This is a genomic window from Frigidibacter sp. ROC022 (genome assembly GCF_024723735.1).
Classification (GTDB): Bacteria; Pseudomonadota; Alphaproteobacteria; order Rhodobacterales; family Rhodobacteraceae; genus SLM-1.
Genome location: NZ_JANQDU010000003.1, coordinates 870,198 through 886,492, shown reverse-complemented (window position 1 = coordinate 886,492; position 16,295 = coordinate 870,198). Strand labels below are relative to the sequence as shown.

Here is a 16,295-nt window from a genome sequence, read left to right as displayed (position 1 = left end):
TTTCTTCTAGGCGGAAGGGAACAGACGCGCCGGGCGGCCCCGGCCGGCCGGCGCGTCAGGTCAGCCGGATCGGGCGTTGCTCGGCGATCGCCTCCATCGCGAAATAGGAGGTGACGGCCTCCAGTTCCAGATCGCCGATCAGCCGCTTGTAGACCTCGTCATAGCTGTTCATGTCGCGGGTCACGATCTTCAGCAGATAGTCGTAATCGCCCCCGATGCGGAAGAAGTCGATCACGTCGGGGATCGTCGAGACATGCTGGCGGAACTGCTTCAGCCAGCTGGCCGAATGATGCCGGGTCTTGATCATCGCGAAGACCACCAGCCCGACGCCCAGCTGCTTGCGGTCCAGAACCACCGTCCGGTTGCGGATGATCCCTGCCGCCTCCAGCGTCTTGAGACGGCGCCAGCACGCATTCTGCGACAGCCCGACACGGTCGCTGAGCGCCCGCTGCGATTGTGCGGAATCGCGCTGCAACTCCTCCAGGATGCGCAAATCCATATGATCGAGTTTCGACTGCATTTTTCGATCATATGATCGAATTTTTGTCACCACAAGGTTAAGATAGGTAAGGTTTACACGGCAGTCTGTGCCAATCTTGCCCCCGTAGCCAACGACAGCAACGGAGCAGGCATGTCGCCACTGGACGAGTTCAAGGCATCGCTGGCCGGTCCCGACCTTCCGGCCCGGATACGGTCCGGGCTGATCGGGGACGGGGTGCAGATCGAAGGCCCCTTCGGCCCGCGCAGATTGCTCTATGCAGATTATGTCGCCTCGGGCCGCGGCCTGTTGCAGGTCGAGGATTTCATCCGCGACAAGGTGCTGCCCTATTACGCCAACAGCCATACCCAGGCATCGTTCTGCGGCGCCTACACGACCCGGCTGCGAGAGGCCGCGCGGGCCGAGATCGCCCGGATGACCGGTGCCGATGCGGCGACGAGCGTGGTCTTCACCGGGGCCGGCTCCACCGCCGGGCTGAACCGGATCGTCGGCCTGCTCGACATCCCCGGCGTGCTGGCGCAGGGCGGCAGGGCGGTGGTGCTTGTCGGCCCCTACGAGCATCACTCGAACCTGCTGCCCTGGCGCGAGAGCGGCGCCACCACGATCGAAATCCCGGAAGGCGCCGGCGGCGGTCCGGACATGGGGGCGCTGGAACAGGCCCTGGCCGAGGCGCAGGGCGCCGATCTGATCGTCGGGGCCTTCTCGGCGGCCTCGAATGTCACCGGCATCCTGACCGACACCGATGCGGTCACCCGGATGCTCCGGCGGCACGGCGCCCTGGCGATCTGGGACTACGGCTGCGCCGCCCCCTATGTCGAGATGGACATGCGGGCCGGAACCGATGCCGCCAAGGACGCGATCGTGTTTTCGCCGCACAAGTTCCCCGGCGGTCCCGGCGCCTCGGGCGTGATGATCCTGCGCGACGCCATTGCCCGCCGCCGCACCCCGACCCTGCCCGGCGGCGGCACCGTCAGCTTCGTCTCGCCCTGGGACCAGGTCTATTCCCGGCAGCTGAGCGAGCGCGAGGAAGGCGGCACCCCGAACGTGACCGGCGATATCCGCGCCGCGCTGGCCATGCTGCTGAAGGAGGCCCTGGGGCAGGACTGGCTGGACCGGCGCCAGGCAGAGCTGCGGGCCCGGGCGCTGGCGGTCTGGGACGGCAATCCCCGGATCGAGCTGCTGGGCCGGCGCGACGCCGAGGCGCTGCCGATCTTTTCCTTCCGGATCGGCGACGGCATGGGCGGCCATGTCCATCACCAGTTGTTCACCCGGCTTCTCAGCGATGTCCACGGGGTTCAGGCGCGCGGCGGCTGTGCCTGTGCCGGCTCCTACGCGCATCGCCTTCTGGGACTGGACCAGGACCGCTCGCGGCAGATGCGCGACGCCATCCTGCGCGGCGAAGAGCTGGAGAAACCGGGCTGGGTGCGGCTCAACCTCTCGGCGCTGCTGACCGACGAGAAGGCCGATTTGATCATTGCGGCGGTGGACAATCTTGCCTCGGATGCGGCACAATACGGCAATTCCTACCGCGCCGATCCCGAAACCGCCCGTTTCCAACCGGTCGCCTCCGGCGCAGAAAGCCTCGCCTCGTGAGCAGCCCGCTGTCCAATCCCACCTTTCGCCGCCTGTTCGCGGCCCAGATCTGTTCGCTGCTCGGCGTCGGCCTGCTGACCGTCGCGCTGTCGCTGGCGGCCTACCGGATCGGCGGCGCGGCGGCGGGCGGAACGCTGCTGGGGTTCCTGCTGGCGCTGAAGATGGTGGCCTATGTGCTGCTGGCGCCGCTGGCCGAGACGCTTCTGGCCAATGTCCCGCGCAAGCGGGCAATGGTATCGCTGGATTTCGGCCGGATGCTCCTGTTGCTGCCGATGGGGCTGTCGACCGAAATCTGGCATGTGGCGGTGCTGGCCTTTGCCTTCTTCGTGCTGGCGGCCGGCTTCACGCCGCTGTTCCAGTCGGTGATCCCGGACGTTCTTCCGGAAGAGGAAAGCTATACCAAGGCACTGGCCTGGTCGCGGATCGCCTATACGATGGAAGCGGTGCTGAGCCCGGTGATCGCGGCGGCGGTGCTGAACGTCGTCACCGGGGAAGCCCTGTTCCTTGCCGCGGCGCTGGCCTTTCTCGGCTCGGTCCTGGCGCTTCTGAGCATCCGGTTCCCGGCGCGCGGCGAGACGGCCGTCAAGGGGCCGTTCCTGACCCGGGCGCTGCGGGGCATGCGCATCTATGCCCATACGCCGCGGCTGCGCGGCCTGTTCCTGCTGAACCTCGCGCTCTCGGTCTCGATGGCCTGGGTGCTGGTCAACACGGTGGTCTATGCCGGGGCGCGACTGGGGAATGCCGAGCGGTTCTATCCGTTGCTGATGGCCTGCTACGGGATCGGCGCGGCGAGCGGGGCGATCTTCATGCCGCGGCTGCTGAAGCGGATCGGCGAGCGGCAAGCGATGCTGACCGGGGCCTTCGGCTTTGCCGCCACCGGCGCGACCTTCGCGCTTCTGCCCGCCCTGCCCTTGCCGGCGCTGGCGCCGATCTGGCTGTTGTTCGGGGCCACCTCCTCGCTGGTCCTCACCCCCGGCGGGCTGGTCATCACGCGATCCGCCACACGCGCCGACCGGGCCGCGGTCTTTGCGGCACAGTTCTCGCTCAGCCACGCCGGCTGGCTGGTCGCCTATCCGCTGGCCGGTTGGCTGGCCGGGGCCGTCTCGCTGGAGCCGGCGCTGCTGATGCTGGCGGCGCTGAGCGCCACGATCGCGTTGATGGCGATGACGGTCTGGCCGGCGCATGATCCGCTGCAGCGGCCGCATGTTCATCCTGACCTGCCCGAGGATCACCCGCATCTGCATGCGGTTCCGGCACTGGGCCGCCAGCATCGTCACGTGCATGATTTCCGCATAGACGACCTGCATCCGTCCTGGCGCCAGAGCGCCATATGATTTCCTACTGAAAGGCGAGTTTTGCACAAGATGACCTCCCAGCACGCAAAAGATCCGTCACCCATCGACGCCAAGGGCCTGCCCGAGCTCGAGGCCCGGCTCCGCGAAGAACTCGCCTTCCTTTGCTATCCCGGCAAGGACTGGGTGCCGCAGCGCGAGGGCGTGACGGATGTGGTCATCATCGGCGGCGGCATGTGCGGCATGGTCGCCTGGCTGGCGCTCACGACCGCCGGCATCCGCAACATCCGTGTTCTCGACCGTGCCGAGGCGGGGCGCGAGGGGCCCTGGCTCAACTATGCAAGGATGGAAACCCTGCGCTCTCCCAAGGTGCTGACCGGTCCGGCCTTCGGGATGGGGTCGCTGACCTTCCAGGCATGGTATCGGGCACAGCATGGCAGCGAGGCCTGGGAGGCGCTCGACAAGATCCCGCGGCCGATGTGGATGGACTATCTGATCTGGTACCGCAAGGCGCTGGAAATACCGGTCGAGAACGGGATTTCCGTCGATCATGTCGAGCCCGAGGGCGATCTGCTGCGGCTGACCCTTTCCGGTTCCGAGAGCGGCAGCATCCTGACCCGCAAGCTGATCTTCGCCACCGGCCGCGACGGCACCGGCGGGCCGAACATTCCGGGCTTCGTGCGGGACCTGCCGCGCCGTCTCTGGGCCCACAGCGCCGACGAGATCGACTTTGACGCGCTGAAGGACAAGCGGGTGGCGGTGATCGGCGTCGGAGCCTCGGCGGTGGACAATGCGGCCGAGGCGCTGGAGCATGGCGCCGCCGAGGTCCGGCACCTGATCCGGCGCAAGGAGATGCCGACGATCAACAAGATGATGGGGATCGGCTGTTTCGGCTTTACCGCCGGCTACCCCGAGTTGCCCGACGAATGGCGCTGGCGCTTCATGCAATACAGTTTCGCCACCCAGACCCCGGCGCCGCGCGGCTCGACCCTGCGGGTCAGCCGCCATCCGAACGCCTATTTCCACTTTGGCAAATCCACCACGCGGATCGAAGAAAAGGGCGACGCGGCGCTGGTGCATTTCGCCGACGGCACGTCCTACGAGGCCGACTATGTGATCCTCGGCACCGGCTTTGTCATCGACCCGATGGCCCGGACCGAGTTCGGCGACACGGCGGGGGAAATCCTGCTCTGGCAGGATGTCTACACGCCTCCGGAAGACGAACAGTCCCGGGATCTGGGGCAGTTTCCCTATCTGAACCCGGACTTCACCTTCCGCGAGAAGACCCCTGGAAAGGCCCCCTGGCTACGCAATGTCTATTGTTTCAACTATGGTGCCTCGGCCAGCCTCGGCAAGATCAGCGGCGATATCCCCGGGATCAGCGAAGGCGCCGCCTGGTTGTCGCGCGCCCTGGCGGCGACGCTCTACCGCGAGGACCTGCCGTCGCACTGGCAGGGCCTGCAGGACTATGACACACCCGAATTGCAGGGTGACGAATGGCGTCCGAGCGAACTCGGGGCCAGCCAACCGGAACGGGAAGACCAGATCGCATGAGCATTTTCGACACCAGCCTTTTGCGCCTTGCCGGAGTCGGCCGCGACGGACCCGTGGCCGAGGCCGTGACGGCGCGAAGCAAGATCATCGAGATGACCCAGGCCGCCGAAGACGCGGTGCTGCGGCCGAAGGATTTCGGCGCCTTCGGACATGATCTGCGCTCCGCGCTTGCGGCGCGGGTGGCGCGGCTCGCCGGGGATGAGGCACTGGCGGCCCATCATGGCGCCGCGGCCGGGCAATACGCGGCGCTGGCCGATCCGGCCAGCGACGGGGCCGAGCAGGAACTTTCGGTCATCCTGGCCTTTGTCGACAAGGCGGCCAACCAGACCCGCGACATTGCCGGCGCGGATATCTCGGGGCTTCAGGCCGCCGGCTTCGCCGATGCCGATATCGTCCGACTCTGCGAACTGGTCGCTTTCCTGGCCTATCAGCTGCGGGTGATCTCGGGGCTGCGCCTGATGAACGGAGCCGCCGCATGAGCCGCGTGATCCACAAATTCACCCGCAATGTGCCGCATTGGCAGCCGCGCGTCACCCCGGTGAACCTGGCCGAGGCGACGCAGGACCAGCTCGACGCCCTGCAGGTCACGCCTTCGAACACCAAGGTCTCGGATTATGTGCTGACGCTGGCGCATGATGTCGAAAGCCTCAGCGTTCGCTCGCCTCTGTTCAACGCGATCATGTATGACCGGGGCGGCATGTCGCGGGCCGAGCGCGAATTGAGTGCGCTGGCGGCCTCGATGGTGAACCGCTGCATCTATTGCGCCGCCGTCCATGCCGACCGCCATGCCAAGCTGGAAAAGGACACCAGCGTCACGGACGAGTTGTTCGCCAAGGGCGAGAAGGCCGATCTCGGCCCCCGCGACCGGGCGATCTTCGACTTTGCCCGCAAGGCCGCCGAAGCGCCGCCCACTGCCGGGCCCGAGGACATGCAGGCGCTGCGCGACGCCGGCCTTTCGGATGCCGAGATCCTCGACCTGATCCTGTCCGCGGCGCTGTTCGGCTGGGCCAACCGGCTGATGCATGTGCTGGGCGACCCGGTACGCCAGGAGGTCCAGGCATGAGCGACCCGATCCGTGTCGGCATTGCCGGAGCCGGCTCCATCGCCTTCGCCACGGCAGCGCTGCTGCATGACAATGGCCATGCACCGATGCTCTGGTCGCCTTCGGGGGCGGGAACCGCGCCGCTGAAGGACGCCCCGCTGACCGCCGGTGGCGCCGTCGAGACCCGGTTTGCGCCGGGGATCGCGGACACGGCCCGGCAACTGGCGGACGAGAACGACCTGCTGCTGATCGCCCTGCCCGCCTATGGCCACAAGGCCGCGATGGACGCGCTGGCGCCGCATATCCGCGACGGCCAGCATGTCATCATTTCCTCCCATGCCTCGCTGGGTGCCGTCTACCTGATGCAGATGCTCGCGGCGCGGGGCGTTCAGGCGCCGATCACCGCCTGGGGCACCACCGTCGTCACCGGGCGGCGACAGGAAGGGCCGACGGTCAACGTCAATACCGTGCGCAGCCGGGTCGATCTCTGCACCGTGCCGGACACCCGCTCGGACTGTGCCCTGGCGATCTGCCGGCGCCTGTTCGGAGACCGGTTCCAGCCCCGCGACGGATTGCTGGCGATCTCGCTGTCGAACCTCAACCCGCAAAACCACATGGGAATCGCCCTGGGCAACATCACACGGATGGAGCGCGGCGAGACCTGGAGCCAGGGTCAGAACGTGACCCCCAAGGTTGGGCGGCTGCTGGAGCAGCTCGACCTCGAACGCCTGGCCATCGCCGAGGCGCTCGGGCTGGAGGTCAAGACCATCTTCGAGCATTTCCACCTGAGTTTTCATGTCCCGGTCGCCTCGATCTCGGAGATGAACCAGCAGATGCACGCCCTCGGCAACGGAGGCACCGGTCCGGCCACGGCCGACAGCCGCTATGTCACCGAGGATGTCCCCTACGGTCTGCAGCTGACCGCCGTCCTTGGCCGTCTTGCGGGCCGTCCGGCGGTGCTGCATCAGGCGGGAATCGACATCTTTTCAGCGATGTACGGCCGCGACTTCGCCGCCGAGAACACGCTGCTCAATGCGCTGGAGCTGGACCGCTTCGGCCTGGACGATCTGCGGCAGGCCGCCCGTACCGGAATGCTGCGGACGACGCCCCCTGTGGCGTCGTGAACAATAACTGATACGGAAACGAACTGAAGCAACAAGGAGACGCCTCACATGACCAAGCTCATCCTCAACCGCCGGAATTTCATCGGCACCGCCGCGATGTCCGGTGCCGCCCTGGCCAGCCCGGTGTATCTGCGCCGTGCCCATGCGGCCGGTGGCGAAGTGAACATCTGGACCTACAACGAATTCGTCCCGACGGCCTTCAAGGAGCAGTTCGAGGCCGAGACCGGGATCAAGGTCAACGTCCGCCTGGTCGACGATCAGGGCAAGCAGTTCAACCTGCTGGCCGCCGAGGCGCCGAACCCCTCGGTGGACATCATGACCGTCGCCGGGCACCGCTTCCTGCAATTCATCGACAGCGACCTGCTGACGCCGCTCGACACCGACCGGCTGAAGAACTGGGGCGCCATCAACCCGACCTTCTCGGAAAGCGACTGGGCGACGATCAACGGCCACAAATGGGGCGCGCCGATCCTGTCCGGGATGGAGGTCCTGTCCTACAACACCGAACTGGTGACGCCCGAGGAAGCCGAGACCTGGGACACGCTGTTCTCGGACAAGTACAAGGGCCAGACCGCCTATGTCATCCAGGACATGATGTCGATCGTCATGCTGAAGATGGGCTATGACGGCAACATGGTGGCCTATATGGACGATCCGGCGAAGGCCGCGGAGATCGTCGAAGAGGTCAAGCAGTACCTGATCGAGAAGAAGCCGCTGGTGCGGAAGTACTATGACGGCGGTGCCGAGGTTCAGCAGATGTTCGTCAACCAGGACATCGCGCTGGCGCAAAGCTGGAACGGTCCGGCGGCGGCGCTGATCAACGACGGCTTCCCGCTGGCGATGTCGATCCCGAAGGAAGGCTCCTACGGCTTTGTCTACACGTTCAACATCGCCAACAACGCGCCGAACCTCGACAATGCCTATACCTTCCTCGACGCGATCCTTGCCTCGCCCGAGATCGGCGCCTCGATGACCAAGGCTTCCGGCTTCATCTCGACCTACAAGGGAGCCTCCGAGTACCTGAGCGACATCGAGAAGAAATCGACCTCCTTCCCGGAAGAGCAGCTGGCCAATCTCCAGTTCTTCCGCGCCGAGGCCAACGACATGAAATACAAGCTCATCGACCCCGCGGTCGAAGCCATCAAGGCCTCCTGAGCTTCATCAATCCCGACCCGGCCCGCCGGAAACGGCGGACCGGGCACCACGACCGCGCAGGGAGAGGACCCCCGACATGAGTGATGACGCAGCCGGGCGCAGCTTCAGCAAGGCCGAGATTGCCGGCCAGGGGGAGCGCACCTTCTGGGGACGTCTGGCGAACTGGCCGCTCTATCGTGGCTTCACCGCCTTCCTGACGGCCTCGCCGCGCCGGCAGTTCGTGATCCTGGCCATCTTCCCGCTGATCTGGGTCCTGACCCAGCACCTGGGGCCGATGCTGCAGATGCTGCGGGTGAGCCTGACCGATGCCTATCCGGTCGCCCCGGGGACCGAGCAGCATTTCACCCTGCAGAACTACACCCGCTTCTTCGGAGACCGGATCTTCTGGCAGCCGTTCTTCCGGACCCTGATCTTTGCCGGGGTATTCACCTTCTGCACCCTGATCCTGACCTATCCGGTGGCCTATTTCCTGGCCCGCCATGTCAGCCGCAAGAACCAGGTGCTTATGCTTCTGCTGTTGCTGATCCCGTTCTGGGTCGGCGAGGTGGTGCGCACCTATGCGATCATGATCCTGCTCGGCAACACCGGCGCGGTGAACATGGTGCTGAAATGGATCGGCCTGATCGACCGCCCGATCCCCTTCATGTACACCAGTTTCTCCATGGGCGTCGGCATCGTCTATCTGACCGCGCTCTACATGCTGTTGCCGCTCTACTCGGCGCTGGAGAAACTCCCCAAGAGCTACAACGAGGCCGCCGCCGACCTAGGCGCCGGAGCCTGGACCCGGTTCCGCCGGGTGACGTTGCCGCTGACCCTCGAAGGCATCTCTTCGGGCTGCACGCTGGTCTTCCTGATCTCCACCGGCTTCTACGCGACGCCGGTGCTGCTGGGCGGGCCGTCCACAACCGTCTTTGCCGAAACCATTGCCGGCTTCTTCCATGTCGCGGGCGACCAATGGCCCACCGGCGCGGCCTTTGCGACGATCATGTTCGCGGCGGCGCTGGTCCTGACCGGGATATTCCAGAAGCTGATGAACTCTCTGCGCAAGGGAGACACGAAATGAACCGCGGCAACCGCATCCTGCTGTCCTGCGTCTACTGGGCCTTCGTGCTCTACGTCTTCGTGCCGCTGGTCCTGATGATCATGATGGGCTTCAAGGACAGCAAGTTCATCGGCTTCCCGATCCGGTCCTGGACGCTGGACTGGTATGCCGGCGTCTTCGCCAATACCGAGGTGCTGGCCACATTCGGCTATTCGGTGGCCATCGCGGTGCTGTCGACCCTGATCTCGGTCGCGGTCGGCACCTGGATCGCGGTGCTGCTGGAGGGGCGCAAGTTCTTTGGCCGGGCGGCGCTGTTCGGGCTGACCATCCTTCCGGCGCTGGTGCCGGGGATCATCTCGGCCATCGCCTTTCGCATCTATGCCCGGATGCTGGGAATCGAGCCCGGGATGGGTGCGATCATCTGGGCCCATGCGGTGCATAACGTGCCCTTCGTGGTGCTGGTGGTCTCGGCCCGGCTCTCGACCATGCCGAAGAGCCAGATCGAGGCGGCGCGCGACCTGGGCGCCGACCCGATCGTCGCCTTCCTGCGGATCACCCTGCCCTATCTGGTCCCGGCGATCCTGGGCGCCAGCATCTTCTGCCTGCTGCTCAGCTTCGACGATTTCGTGCGATCGTTCTTCCTCGGCGGCTACAAGCCGACGCTGCCGGTGCTGATCTTCGCCAAGCTGAAATCGGGCATGTCCCCGGAAATCAACGCCATCGCGACCGTCGCCCTGGTCCTGACCGCTGCCATCGGCCTCTGGGCCGAACGGTTCACCCGGCGCATGAACAAGGAGTCATGAGCATGACCGACCAAACACCGCTCGTCCGCCTCGAAGGCATCACCAAGCATTTCGGCGATACCGTCGCGCTGGACCATCTGACCCTGGACATCGCGCGGGGCGAGTTCGTGACCTTCCTCGGCCCCTCGGGCTGCGGCAAATCGACGACCCTGCGCATCCTGGGCGGGTTCGAGCGCCCGACCTCGGGCCGGGTGATCCTGAACGGCGAGGACGTGACCCGGCAGCCACCGGAGAAACGCCATGTGAACATGGTGTTCCAGGACTACGCCCTGTTTCCGCACATGACGGTGCGGCAGAACATCTCGTTCGGGCTGGAGCTGAAGGGCATGACCAAGGCGGCGATCCGGGCCCGCCAGGACGAGATCATGGCCTTTCTCGAGCTCGACGCCTACGGCGACCGCTACCCGACGCAGCTTTCGGGCGGGCAGCGGCAACGGGTTGCGCTGGCGCGGGCCCTGGCGCCAGATCCGGCGCTGCTGCTGCTGGACGAACCGCTGGGCGCGCTCGACGCCAAGCTGCGCGGGCAGGTCCAGCATGAACTGAAATCGATCCAGCGCCGCACCGACAAGACCTTCTTCTTCGTGACCCACGACCAGGAAGAGGCCCTGACCATGTCCGACCGGGTCGTGGTGATGAACAACGGAAGGGTCGAGCAGGACGGCACCCCGGAAGAGCTCTACTTCCAACCGGCCAGCCGCTTCGTGGCCGAGTTCATCGGCGAGACCAACCTGCTGACCGGCCAGGTGCATGGCCAGAGCGGCGACACGGTGGTGATGGACTGGTTCGGCCACCGGCTGAGCGGCCACGCCCCCGGCGGCGCACCGCAGGAAGGCGCGGCGATCACCGCCTCGGTGCGGCTGGAGAAACTGAACTTCCACGCCAGCCGCCCCGAGACCGGGAATGCCGTGCAGGGCAAGGTCATCGGCCGGACCTTTCTCGGCAGCCGGATGGCCATTGACCTGCTGGTCGACAACGCCGAGGGCGCCTCGCTGCGGGCCTTTGTCGATGCCGAGACCGGACAATCGATCGGCTCGGATGCGGTCTGGGTCGGCTGGGACAGCAAGAACATGGCCGTCCTGCGCGACTGACACCGGCCGGCGCCGCGCCCCCTCCAGACCCTGGCGGGGCGCGGCGTCGCTCAGGTGGCGGCGCTGCGCAGGTTCGACATCATCACCGCGAAGACGATGATCAGCCCGATCACGATGCTCTGCCAATAGGGATCGACATCGATGATGTTCAGCCCGTTCGAGATCACCGCCATCAGCAGCGCCCCGACCACCGTGCCCAGGACATTGCCCTTGCCGCCGTTCAGCGCGGTGCCGCCGATGATCACCGCCGCGATCGCGTTCAACTCGTAACCGACCCCCGCCGAGGGCGGCGCCGCCCCGACCCGGGCGGCAAAGATGATCCCGGCCAGGGCGCAGCAGAATCCGCAGATCCCGTAGGTCGCGACGCGGACGGCGGGGATGTTGATGCCCGAGAGCCGCGCCGCCTCTTCATTGCCGCCGATCGCATAGACCGCGCGGCCGAAGCGGGTGTATTTCAGCATTCCCGCGGTCAGGGCGACCATGATCAACGACAGGAAGATCGGGAAGGGAATGCCCAGGATGGTCCCGTCGGCGATCCACAGAAACGACTTCGGAAACGACATCGACGGGTTCCCGCGCGAAATCAGCAGCACCACCCCGCGCCCGACTCCCATCATGCCGAGCGTCGCGATGAAGGCCGGCACCTTACCGAACTGGATGATCACCCCGTTCAGAACCCCGGCCAGAACCGTCAGCACCACGGCGATGGAGGTCGCCAGCACGATGTTCATGCCGTGCACCACGCTGAGCACCGCCGAGACCGAGATGGTCAGGGCCAGAAGCGAGCCCACAGACAGGTCGATCCCGGCGGATATGATGACGACGGTCATGCCAAGCCCGATGATCAGGTTGATCGAGGCCTGCTTGCCGATGTTGAACATGTTGTTTGTGGTCAGGAAATACTCTGACAGGAAGGTCAGCAGAACCACCACCCCGACCAGCGAGACTGCCGCGATGATCGGCTGCCGGTTCTCTCTCACGACACGGTTGATACTCATTTCTCTCCCCTGGAAATCGCAGCAAGGATGTCTTCCTTGGTCAATTCGTCCCCGGCCAGGTCGGCCACGATCCGGCCATTGCGCATGACCAGAGTCCGGTTGCAGATTCCGCAGATCTCTTCGATCTCGCTCGACGACACGATGACGGTGTTCCCGGCCTCGGCCAGCTGGACGATCATCGCGTAGATCTGGAACTTGGCCCCGACATCGATGCCGCGGGTCGGTTCATCGAACAACAGCACCCGACAGTCGCGCGTCAGCCACTTTGCCAGCACGACCTTCTGCTGATTGCCGCCGCTGAGATTGACCGCGGCGTTCTGCGGATCGCCGGGCCGCACTTCCAGCGTCTCGAATTTCTCGGACGCGAGCCGCATTTCCTCGCCCAGGGCCAGGAAGGGACGGGAAATCTTGTCCAGCGAAGCCAGAGTGATGTTCTGGGCACAGCTCAGCCCCAGCACCAGCCCCTGCTCCTTCCGGCTTTCGGGCAGGAGCCCGATCCGATTGGCGACGGCGCTGCGCGGGGACTTGGGATCGACCTTCACGTCGCCCATCATCACGGTTCCGCCGGTGTGGCGCCGGGCACCGAAGATCGTCTCGACCAGTTCCGACTTGCCCGCCCCGACCAGGCCGGTGATGCCCAGGACCTCGCCCTGTCGCGCAACGAAGGACACGTCCTCGAAACCGGGGCCGGACAGGTGTTCGACCTGAAGCCCGGGTGCGCCGGTTGCCTTGCTCTTCGGCGGATAATGTTCGGCCAGTTCGGCGCCCAGCATCTTTGTGACGATGTCGGCCACGCTCAGATCATGCGCCGGCTCGGTCGAGATCTTCTGGCCGTTGCGGAACACCGTGACCCGGTCGCAAATCTGCTTGATCTCGTCCAGGCGGTGCGAAATGTAGATCACCGACACGCCCTGCTCCCGCAGTTTCCTGATGAAGCCGAACAGGGTCCGCGCCTCGGTATCGGTTAGCGACGAGGTCGGCTCGTCCATGATCAGGATCTTCAGGTTCTTCCGGTTCAGAACCTTGAGAATTTCGACCATCTGCCGGGTCGCGACACCCAGCGAGGTCAGGATGTCTTCGGGATGCGCGTTCACCGCGAAGCGTTGCAGAAGCTCGGCCGCCGCCTCGTTCATCGCCTTCCAGTCGATCCGGCCGCGCCGCATCGGGTAGTCGCCAAGGAAGATGTTCTCGGCCACCGAGAGCGTGTTGACCAGCGAGAACTCCTGATAGATCACGCCGATCCCGGCTTCGCGCGAGTCGACGGGTCCGTGAAAGCGAACCTCCTTGCCGTCGATCGAGATCGTGCCGGAATCGAGGCGGTAGGCGCCGGTGATGATCTTTACGAGGGTCGATTTGCCGGCGCCGTTCTCGCCGAGCAGGGCATGCACCTCGCCCGGGGCCAGGTCGAAATCGACATGGTCCAGCGCAAGCACGCCGGGAAACTGCTTGCAGACCTGCCGCACCTTGAGCAGCGGTTCCATTGGGACATCCTGTGGGTCAGAGATCGGGGCCGCGAAACGCGGTTTCGCGGCCCGTTGGGGTCAAAGGGTCGGCGGGGCCGCCGGGCACCGCCGCACCGATATCACTTGATGTACTGGTCCACTTCCGCAGCGGTCACCAATTCCGGGAAGATGTAGGTTTCGGCGTCGATGCCGTCCCGGGTCTTGCCGTTCTCGATATACTTGACCGCAGCATCGATGCTGAGCTTGACCATCAGACGCGCATCCATGCGGATCGTCGCGGCAATGTCGCCGGCCTTGATCGCCTGATAGCCACCCTGCTGCCCGTCATAGCCGACAATGACGATGTCGTCGCGCCCGGCTGAATGGGCCGCCCGGGCCGCACCGACGGCGAGGTTGTCGGATTCACCGAAGACCGCATCAAGGTCCGGGTTCGCCTGAAGGATGTCCTCCATGACCTTCAGACCTTCTTCCTCGGTCCAGTGCGCGCCCTGCTTGGCCACCACTTCGAGACCCGGGTGCACCGCGGCGCCCAGTTCGAAGCCCATGGTGCGCAGGATCTGCACCGGGTTGCCGGTCTCGCCCTGGATCAGCGCGATCTTGCCGCTGCCGCCCAGCTGCTTGGCGATGTAGTCGACCGCCATCTTGCCGCCCTGACCGTTGTCGACGCCGACATAGGACACGACATTGGTGGTGTTCAGGCGGTTGTCCATGTTGACCACGGCGATCCCGGCTTCCATCGCCTTGTCGACCACCGGCACCAGCGCCGTGGTATGGCCCGCGACCAGAATGATGAAATCGACCTGCTTGGTGATCAGGTTCTCGATGATCGAGATCTGGCCCTCGTAGTCACCGAAGGAACCGGCCGGCGCGTAGGGCTTCACATCGACGCCGATCTCCTTGCCATAGGCGACGGCCTGCTCGGCCATCTCGATCTGGAACGCATTTGTCGTCAGGTCCATCACGACGATCGCGCCCTTGAGCTGGTCGGCAATCGCCGCCGTCGCGAATGTCAGCGATGCCGCCGCAATGGCCAGGCGACCGAAAGTTCTCCTAAGCATGTTCTTCTCCTCCCGCGGCCTCCCGCCGCTCCTTCGCGCCAGCATTCTGCCGCGCCCCTGTTGATCAAAAATGTTTCGCAGCCAAACGTGACTGGACACACATCATAACAGCATTCGGTATTTTCGTTTACTTCCGAATACTGGCGTTTGTATCGCAATGCTTTCTTGCGCTGTCAAATTGAATCCTCTGCGGAACCGGCCAGCCGCCCCGAAAACAAGCGCCGCGAACGCTCTCAATGGGCACAAAGCCAATACCTTGCCTGGGATCCGGCGGCCTTTTCGATTGTTGTTGCGCCGCTCCAATTGTCTGCAGGCATCGCGACGACCAACGGGCGGGTTTACAAGAAACTGGTCCAACGATAGCGTCGACCTTGGCCTTCGCCGTTTCCAGAAAAGAAACGGGGGCAAAACCGGCATCGGGATCCATCGCTCGGTGCAGACGGCTTATCGGGAGGAAAACGATGAAGCTATACAAGATATTAGCGACAAGTGCCGCCACGGCAGTTCTGGGCTCGACCATGCTTGTCGCCGAGCCCGAAATTGTTTCAGGACCGGCTGCGGAACCGGATTGCTTCGTGCCGTGGTCAGACAGTACCGCGTTTTTCAAGTTTCCTGAGAAGAAGGGCCCCTATCGGATCGCACTGGCGAACGGCTATATCGCCAACACCTGGCGCATCCAGATGGTGCAGACTGCCAAGGCCTATGCCGAGCAGCCGGAAGTGGCCGCGAAGCTGGCCGAGTTCAAGGTGGTCTCGACCGGCGAGGATGTCCCGGCCCAGATCGCCGCGATCCAGCAATTCATCGACGCGGGGTATGATGCCATCGTCGTCAACGCCCAGAATCCGACGGCCTTCGGCCCGGTCATCAAGCGCGCCAAGAGGGCTGGCGTGGTGCTCGTCGCCTTCGACAACACGCTCGATTCCGAGGACGTGATCAACGTCAACGTCGACCAGAAGGGCCTGGGCGCACTCTGGGGCCAGTGGCTGGTCGACAAGGTGCCGGACGGCGGCAAGGTGCTCGAGGTGCGCGGCGTCGCCGGAACCTCTGTCGACACCGACCGGCACAACGGCCTGCACGAGGTGCTGGACGGCTCCGGCAAGGATTGGGAAGTGATCGAGGTCGTCGGCAAATGGGATGACGGCGTGGCCCAGAAGGCCACGGCCGACGCCATCGCGACTTCGGGCCCCTTCGTGGGTGTTTCCGGCCAGGGCGGCGATACCGGGATCGTCCAGGCGATGCTGGATGCCGGCCACCCGATGGTGCCCTTCGGCGGCGAGACCGAGAACGGCTTCCGCAAGTTCTGCGCCGCGGACGAGGCGCTGGACTGCACCTCGGCAGGCTCCGGCCCGGCCCAGGTCGCCGTGGCGATGAAGGTGGCCATTGCGGCGCTGGAAGGTCAGGTCGTGCCGCAGGCGCTCAAGCTGCCGCTGGCCGTGGCCTCGGACCCCGACATGAAGGAAGGCGTCGACTACTTCCCCGAAGAATCCGACAACTTCTTCGTCGGAAACTCCTTCCCGACCTGCGGCATCAGCTTCACGGCGCAGGAAATCATGGGCCAGACGAAAGACAACCAATAGGCTCGAG

15 protein-coding genes are annotated in these 16,295 nt (G+C 65.1%); 11 read left to right on the top strand and 4 right to left on the bottom strand.

The genetic code is table 11. The features are described from left to right. Nucleotides 1-55: 55 nt before the first annotated feature. The gene (locus NUW50_RS15985) at nucleotides 56-520 is read right to left on the bottom strand and encodes an Lrp/AsnC family transcriptional regulator (RefSeq protein WP_258290136.1); all 465 of its coding nucleotides are present in this window, start codon (nucleotides 518-520) and stop codon (nucleotides 56-58) included. A 111-nt stretch (nucleotides 521-631) separates the two neighbouring features. Here NUW50_RS15985 and NUW50_RS15980 point away from each other — a divergent pair, with 111 nt between their 5' ends. From NUW50_RS15980 to NUW50_RS15935, 10 genes are all read left to right on the top strand, one after another. Continuing rightward, nucleotides 632-2,092, top strand: a complete 1,461-nt coding sequence (locus NUW50_RS15980; protein ID WP_258290135.1) for an aminotransferase class V-fold PLP-dependent enzyme — start codon at nucleotides 632-634, stop codon at nucleotides 2,090-2,092. After that, complete coding sequence (locus NUW50_RS15975; RefSeq protein ID WP_258290134.1) at nucleotides 2,089-3,426, top strand: MFS transporter; 1,338 nt, start codon at nucleotides 2,089-2,091, stop codon at nucleotides 3,424-3,426. Before NUW50_RS15980 ends, NUW50_RS15975 begins: the two co-directional genes overlap by 4 nt. 30 nt (nucleotides 3,427-3,456) lie before the next feature. Next, nucleotides 3,457-4,938 (top strand): NAD(P)-binding domain-containing protein, encoded by a 1,482-nt coding sequence (locus tag NUW50_RS15970; RefSeq protein ID WP_258290133.1) that lies wholly within the window; start codon nucleotides 3,457-3,459, stop codon nucleotides 4,936-4,938. After that, nucleotides 4,935-5,417, top strand: a complete 483-nt coding sequence (locus tag NUW50_RS15965; RefSeq protein WP_258290132.1) for a hypothetical protein — start codon at nucleotides 4,935-4,937, stop codon at nucleotides 5,415-5,417. Before NUW50_RS15970 ends, NUW50_RS15965 begins: the two co-directional genes overlap by 4 nt. Further along, complete coding sequence (locus NUW50_RS15960; protein WP_258290131.1) at nucleotides 5,414-6,001, top strand: peroxidase-related enzyme; 588 nt, start codon at nucleotides 5,414-5,416, stop codon at nucleotides 5,999-6,001. Before NUW50_RS15965 ends, NUW50_RS15960 begins: the two co-directional genes overlap by 4 nt. After that, nucleotides 5,998-7,104: an NAD/NADP-dependent octopine/nopaline dehydrogenase family protein gene (locus NUW50_RS15955; protein WP_258290130.1), complete on the top strand. Its 1,107-nt coding sequence runs from the start codon at nucleotides 5,998-6,000 to the stop codon at nucleotides 7,102-7,104. Before NUW50_RS15960 ends, NUW50_RS15955 begins: the two co-directional genes overlap by 4 nt. 48 nt (nucleotides 7,105-7,152) lie before the next feature. Beyond that, nucleotides 7,153-8,259 (top strand): ABC transporter substrate-binding protein, encoded by a 1,107-nt coding sequence (locus NUW50_RS15950; RefSeq protein ID WP_258290129.1) that lies wholly within the window; start codon nucleotides 7,153-7,155, stop codon nucleotides 8,257-8,259. A 76-nt stretch (nucleotides 8,260-8,335) separates the two neighbouring features. Beyond that, nucleotides 8,336-9,322: an ABC transporter permease gene (locus tag NUW50_RS15945; RefSeq protein WP_258290128.1), complete on the top strand. Its 987-nt coding sequence runs from the start codon at nucleotides 8,336-8,338 to the stop codon at nucleotides 9,320-9,322. Continuing rightward, the gene (locus NUW50_RS15940; RefSeq protein ID WP_258290127.1) at nucleotides 9,319-10,104 is read left to right on the top strand and encodes an ABC transporter permease; all 786 of its coding nucleotides are present in this window, start codon (nucleotides 9,319-9,321) and stop codon (nucleotides 10,102-10,104) included. The genes NUW50_RS15945 and NUW50_RS15940 overlap by 4 nt, the downstream gene beginning before the upstream one ends. A 2-nt stretch (nucleotides 10,105-10,106) precedes the next feature. Further along, nucleotides 10,107-11,192, top strand: coding sequence for an ABC transporter ATP-binding protein (locus NUW50_RS15935; RefSeq protein ID WP_258290126.1), 1,086 nt, complete (start codon nucleotides 10,107-10,109; stop codon nucleotides 11,190-11,192). Between the two features lie 50 nt (nucleotides 11,193-11,242). Here NUW50_RS15935 and NUW50_RS15930 read toward each other — a convergent pair whose 3' ends face one another. From NUW50_RS15930 to NUW50_RS15920, 3 genes are all read right to left on the bottom strand, one after another. After that, nucleotides 11,243-12,190, bottom strand: coding sequence for an ABC transporter permease (locus NUW50_RS15930; protein ID WP_258290125.1), 948 nt, complete (start codon nucleotides 12,188-12,190; stop codon nucleotides 11,243-11,245). Beyond that, entirely contained in the window at nucleotides 12,187-13,671 is a 1,485-nt protein-coding gene (locus NUW50_RS15925; RefSeq protein ID WP_258290124.1) for a sugar ABC transporter ATP-binding protein, read from the bottom strand. Before NUW50_RS15925 ends, NUW50_RS15930 begins: the two co-directional genes overlap by 4 nt. Before the next feature lie 101 nt (nucleotides 13,672-13,772). Further along, nucleotides 13,773-14,711, bottom strand: coding sequence for a sugar ABC transporter substrate-binding protein (locus tag NUW50_RS15920; protein ID WP_258290123.1), 939 nt, complete (start codon nucleotides 14,709-14,711; stop codon nucleotides 13,773-13,775). 461 nt (nucleotides 14,712-15,172) lie between these two features. Between NUW50_RS15920 and NUW50_RS15915 the strand changes: the two genes are divergently transcribed. Continuing rightward, nucleotides 15,173-16,288, top strand: coding sequence for a sugar ABC transporter substrate-binding protein (locus NUW50_RS15915; protein ID WP_258290122.1), 1,116 nt, complete (start codon nucleotides 15,173-15,175; stop codon nucleotides 16,286-16,288). Nucleotides 16,289-16,295 lie beyond the last annotated feature (7 nt).

What these genes read in the sequence shown, in the direction of transcription:
- NUW50_RS15950 (WP_258290129.1), top strand. Translation starts at nt 7,153, where the DNA reads ATGACCAAGCTCATCCTCAACCGCCGGAATTTCATCGGCACCGCCGCG.
- NUW50_RS15960 (WP_258290131.1), top strand. Translation starts at nt 5,414, where the DNA reads ATGAGCCGCGTGATCCACAAATTCACCCGCAATGTGCCGCATTGGCAG.
- NUW50_RS15945 (WP_258290128.1), top strand. Translation starts at nt 8,336, where the DNA reads ATGAGTGATGACGCAGCCGGGCGCAGCTTCAGCAAGGCCGAGATTGCC.
- NUW50_RS15920 (WP_258290123.1), bottom strand. Translation starts at nt 14,711, where the DNA reads ATGCTTAGGAGAACTTTCGGTCGCCTGGCCATTGCGGCGGCATCGCTG.
- NUW50_RS15925 (WP_258290124.1), bottom strand. Translation starts at nt 13,671, where the DNA reads ATGGAACCGCTGCTCAAGGTGCGGCAGGTCTGCAAGCAGTTTCCCGGC.
- NUW50_RS15935 (WP_258290126.1), top strand. Translation starts at nt 10,107, where the DNA reads ATGACCGACCAAACACCGCTCGTCCGCCTCGAAGGCATCACCAAGCAT.
- NUW50_RS15940 (WP_258290127.1), top strand. Translation starts at nt 9,319, where the DNA reads ATGAACCGCGGCAACCGCATCCTGCTGTCCTGCGTCTACTGGGCCTTC.
- NUW50_RS15965 (WP_258290132.1), top strand. Translation starts at nt 4,935, where the DNA reads ATGAGCATTTTCGACACCAGCCTTTTGCGCCTTGCCGGAGTCGGCCGC.
- NUW50_RS15955 (WP_258290130.1), top strand. Translation starts at nt 5,998, where the DNA reads ATGAGCGACCCGATCCGTGTCGGCATTGCCGGAGCCGGCTCCATCGCC.
- NUW50_RS15985 (WP_258290136.1), bottom strand. Translation starts at nt 520, where the DNA reads ATGCAGTCGAAACTCGATCATATGGATTTGCGCATCCTGGAGGAGTTG.
- NUW50_RS15980 (WP_258290135.1), top strand. Translation starts at nt 632, where the DNA reads ATGTCGCCACTGGACGAGTTCAAGGCATCGCTGGCCGGTCCCGACCTT.
- NUW50_RS15930 (WP_258290125.1), bottom strand. Translation starts at nt 12,190, where the DNA reads ATGAGTATCAACCGTGTCGTGAGAGAGAACCGGCAGCCGATCATCGCG.
- NUW50_RS15915 (WP_258290122.1), top strand. Translation starts at nt 15,173, where the DNA reads ATGAAGCTATACAAGATATTAGCGACAAGTGCCGCCACGGCAGTTCTG.
- NUW50_RS15970 (WP_258290133.1), top strand. Translation starts at nt 3,457, where the DNA reads ATGACCTCCCAGCACGCAAAAGATCCGTCACCCATCGACGCCAAGGGC.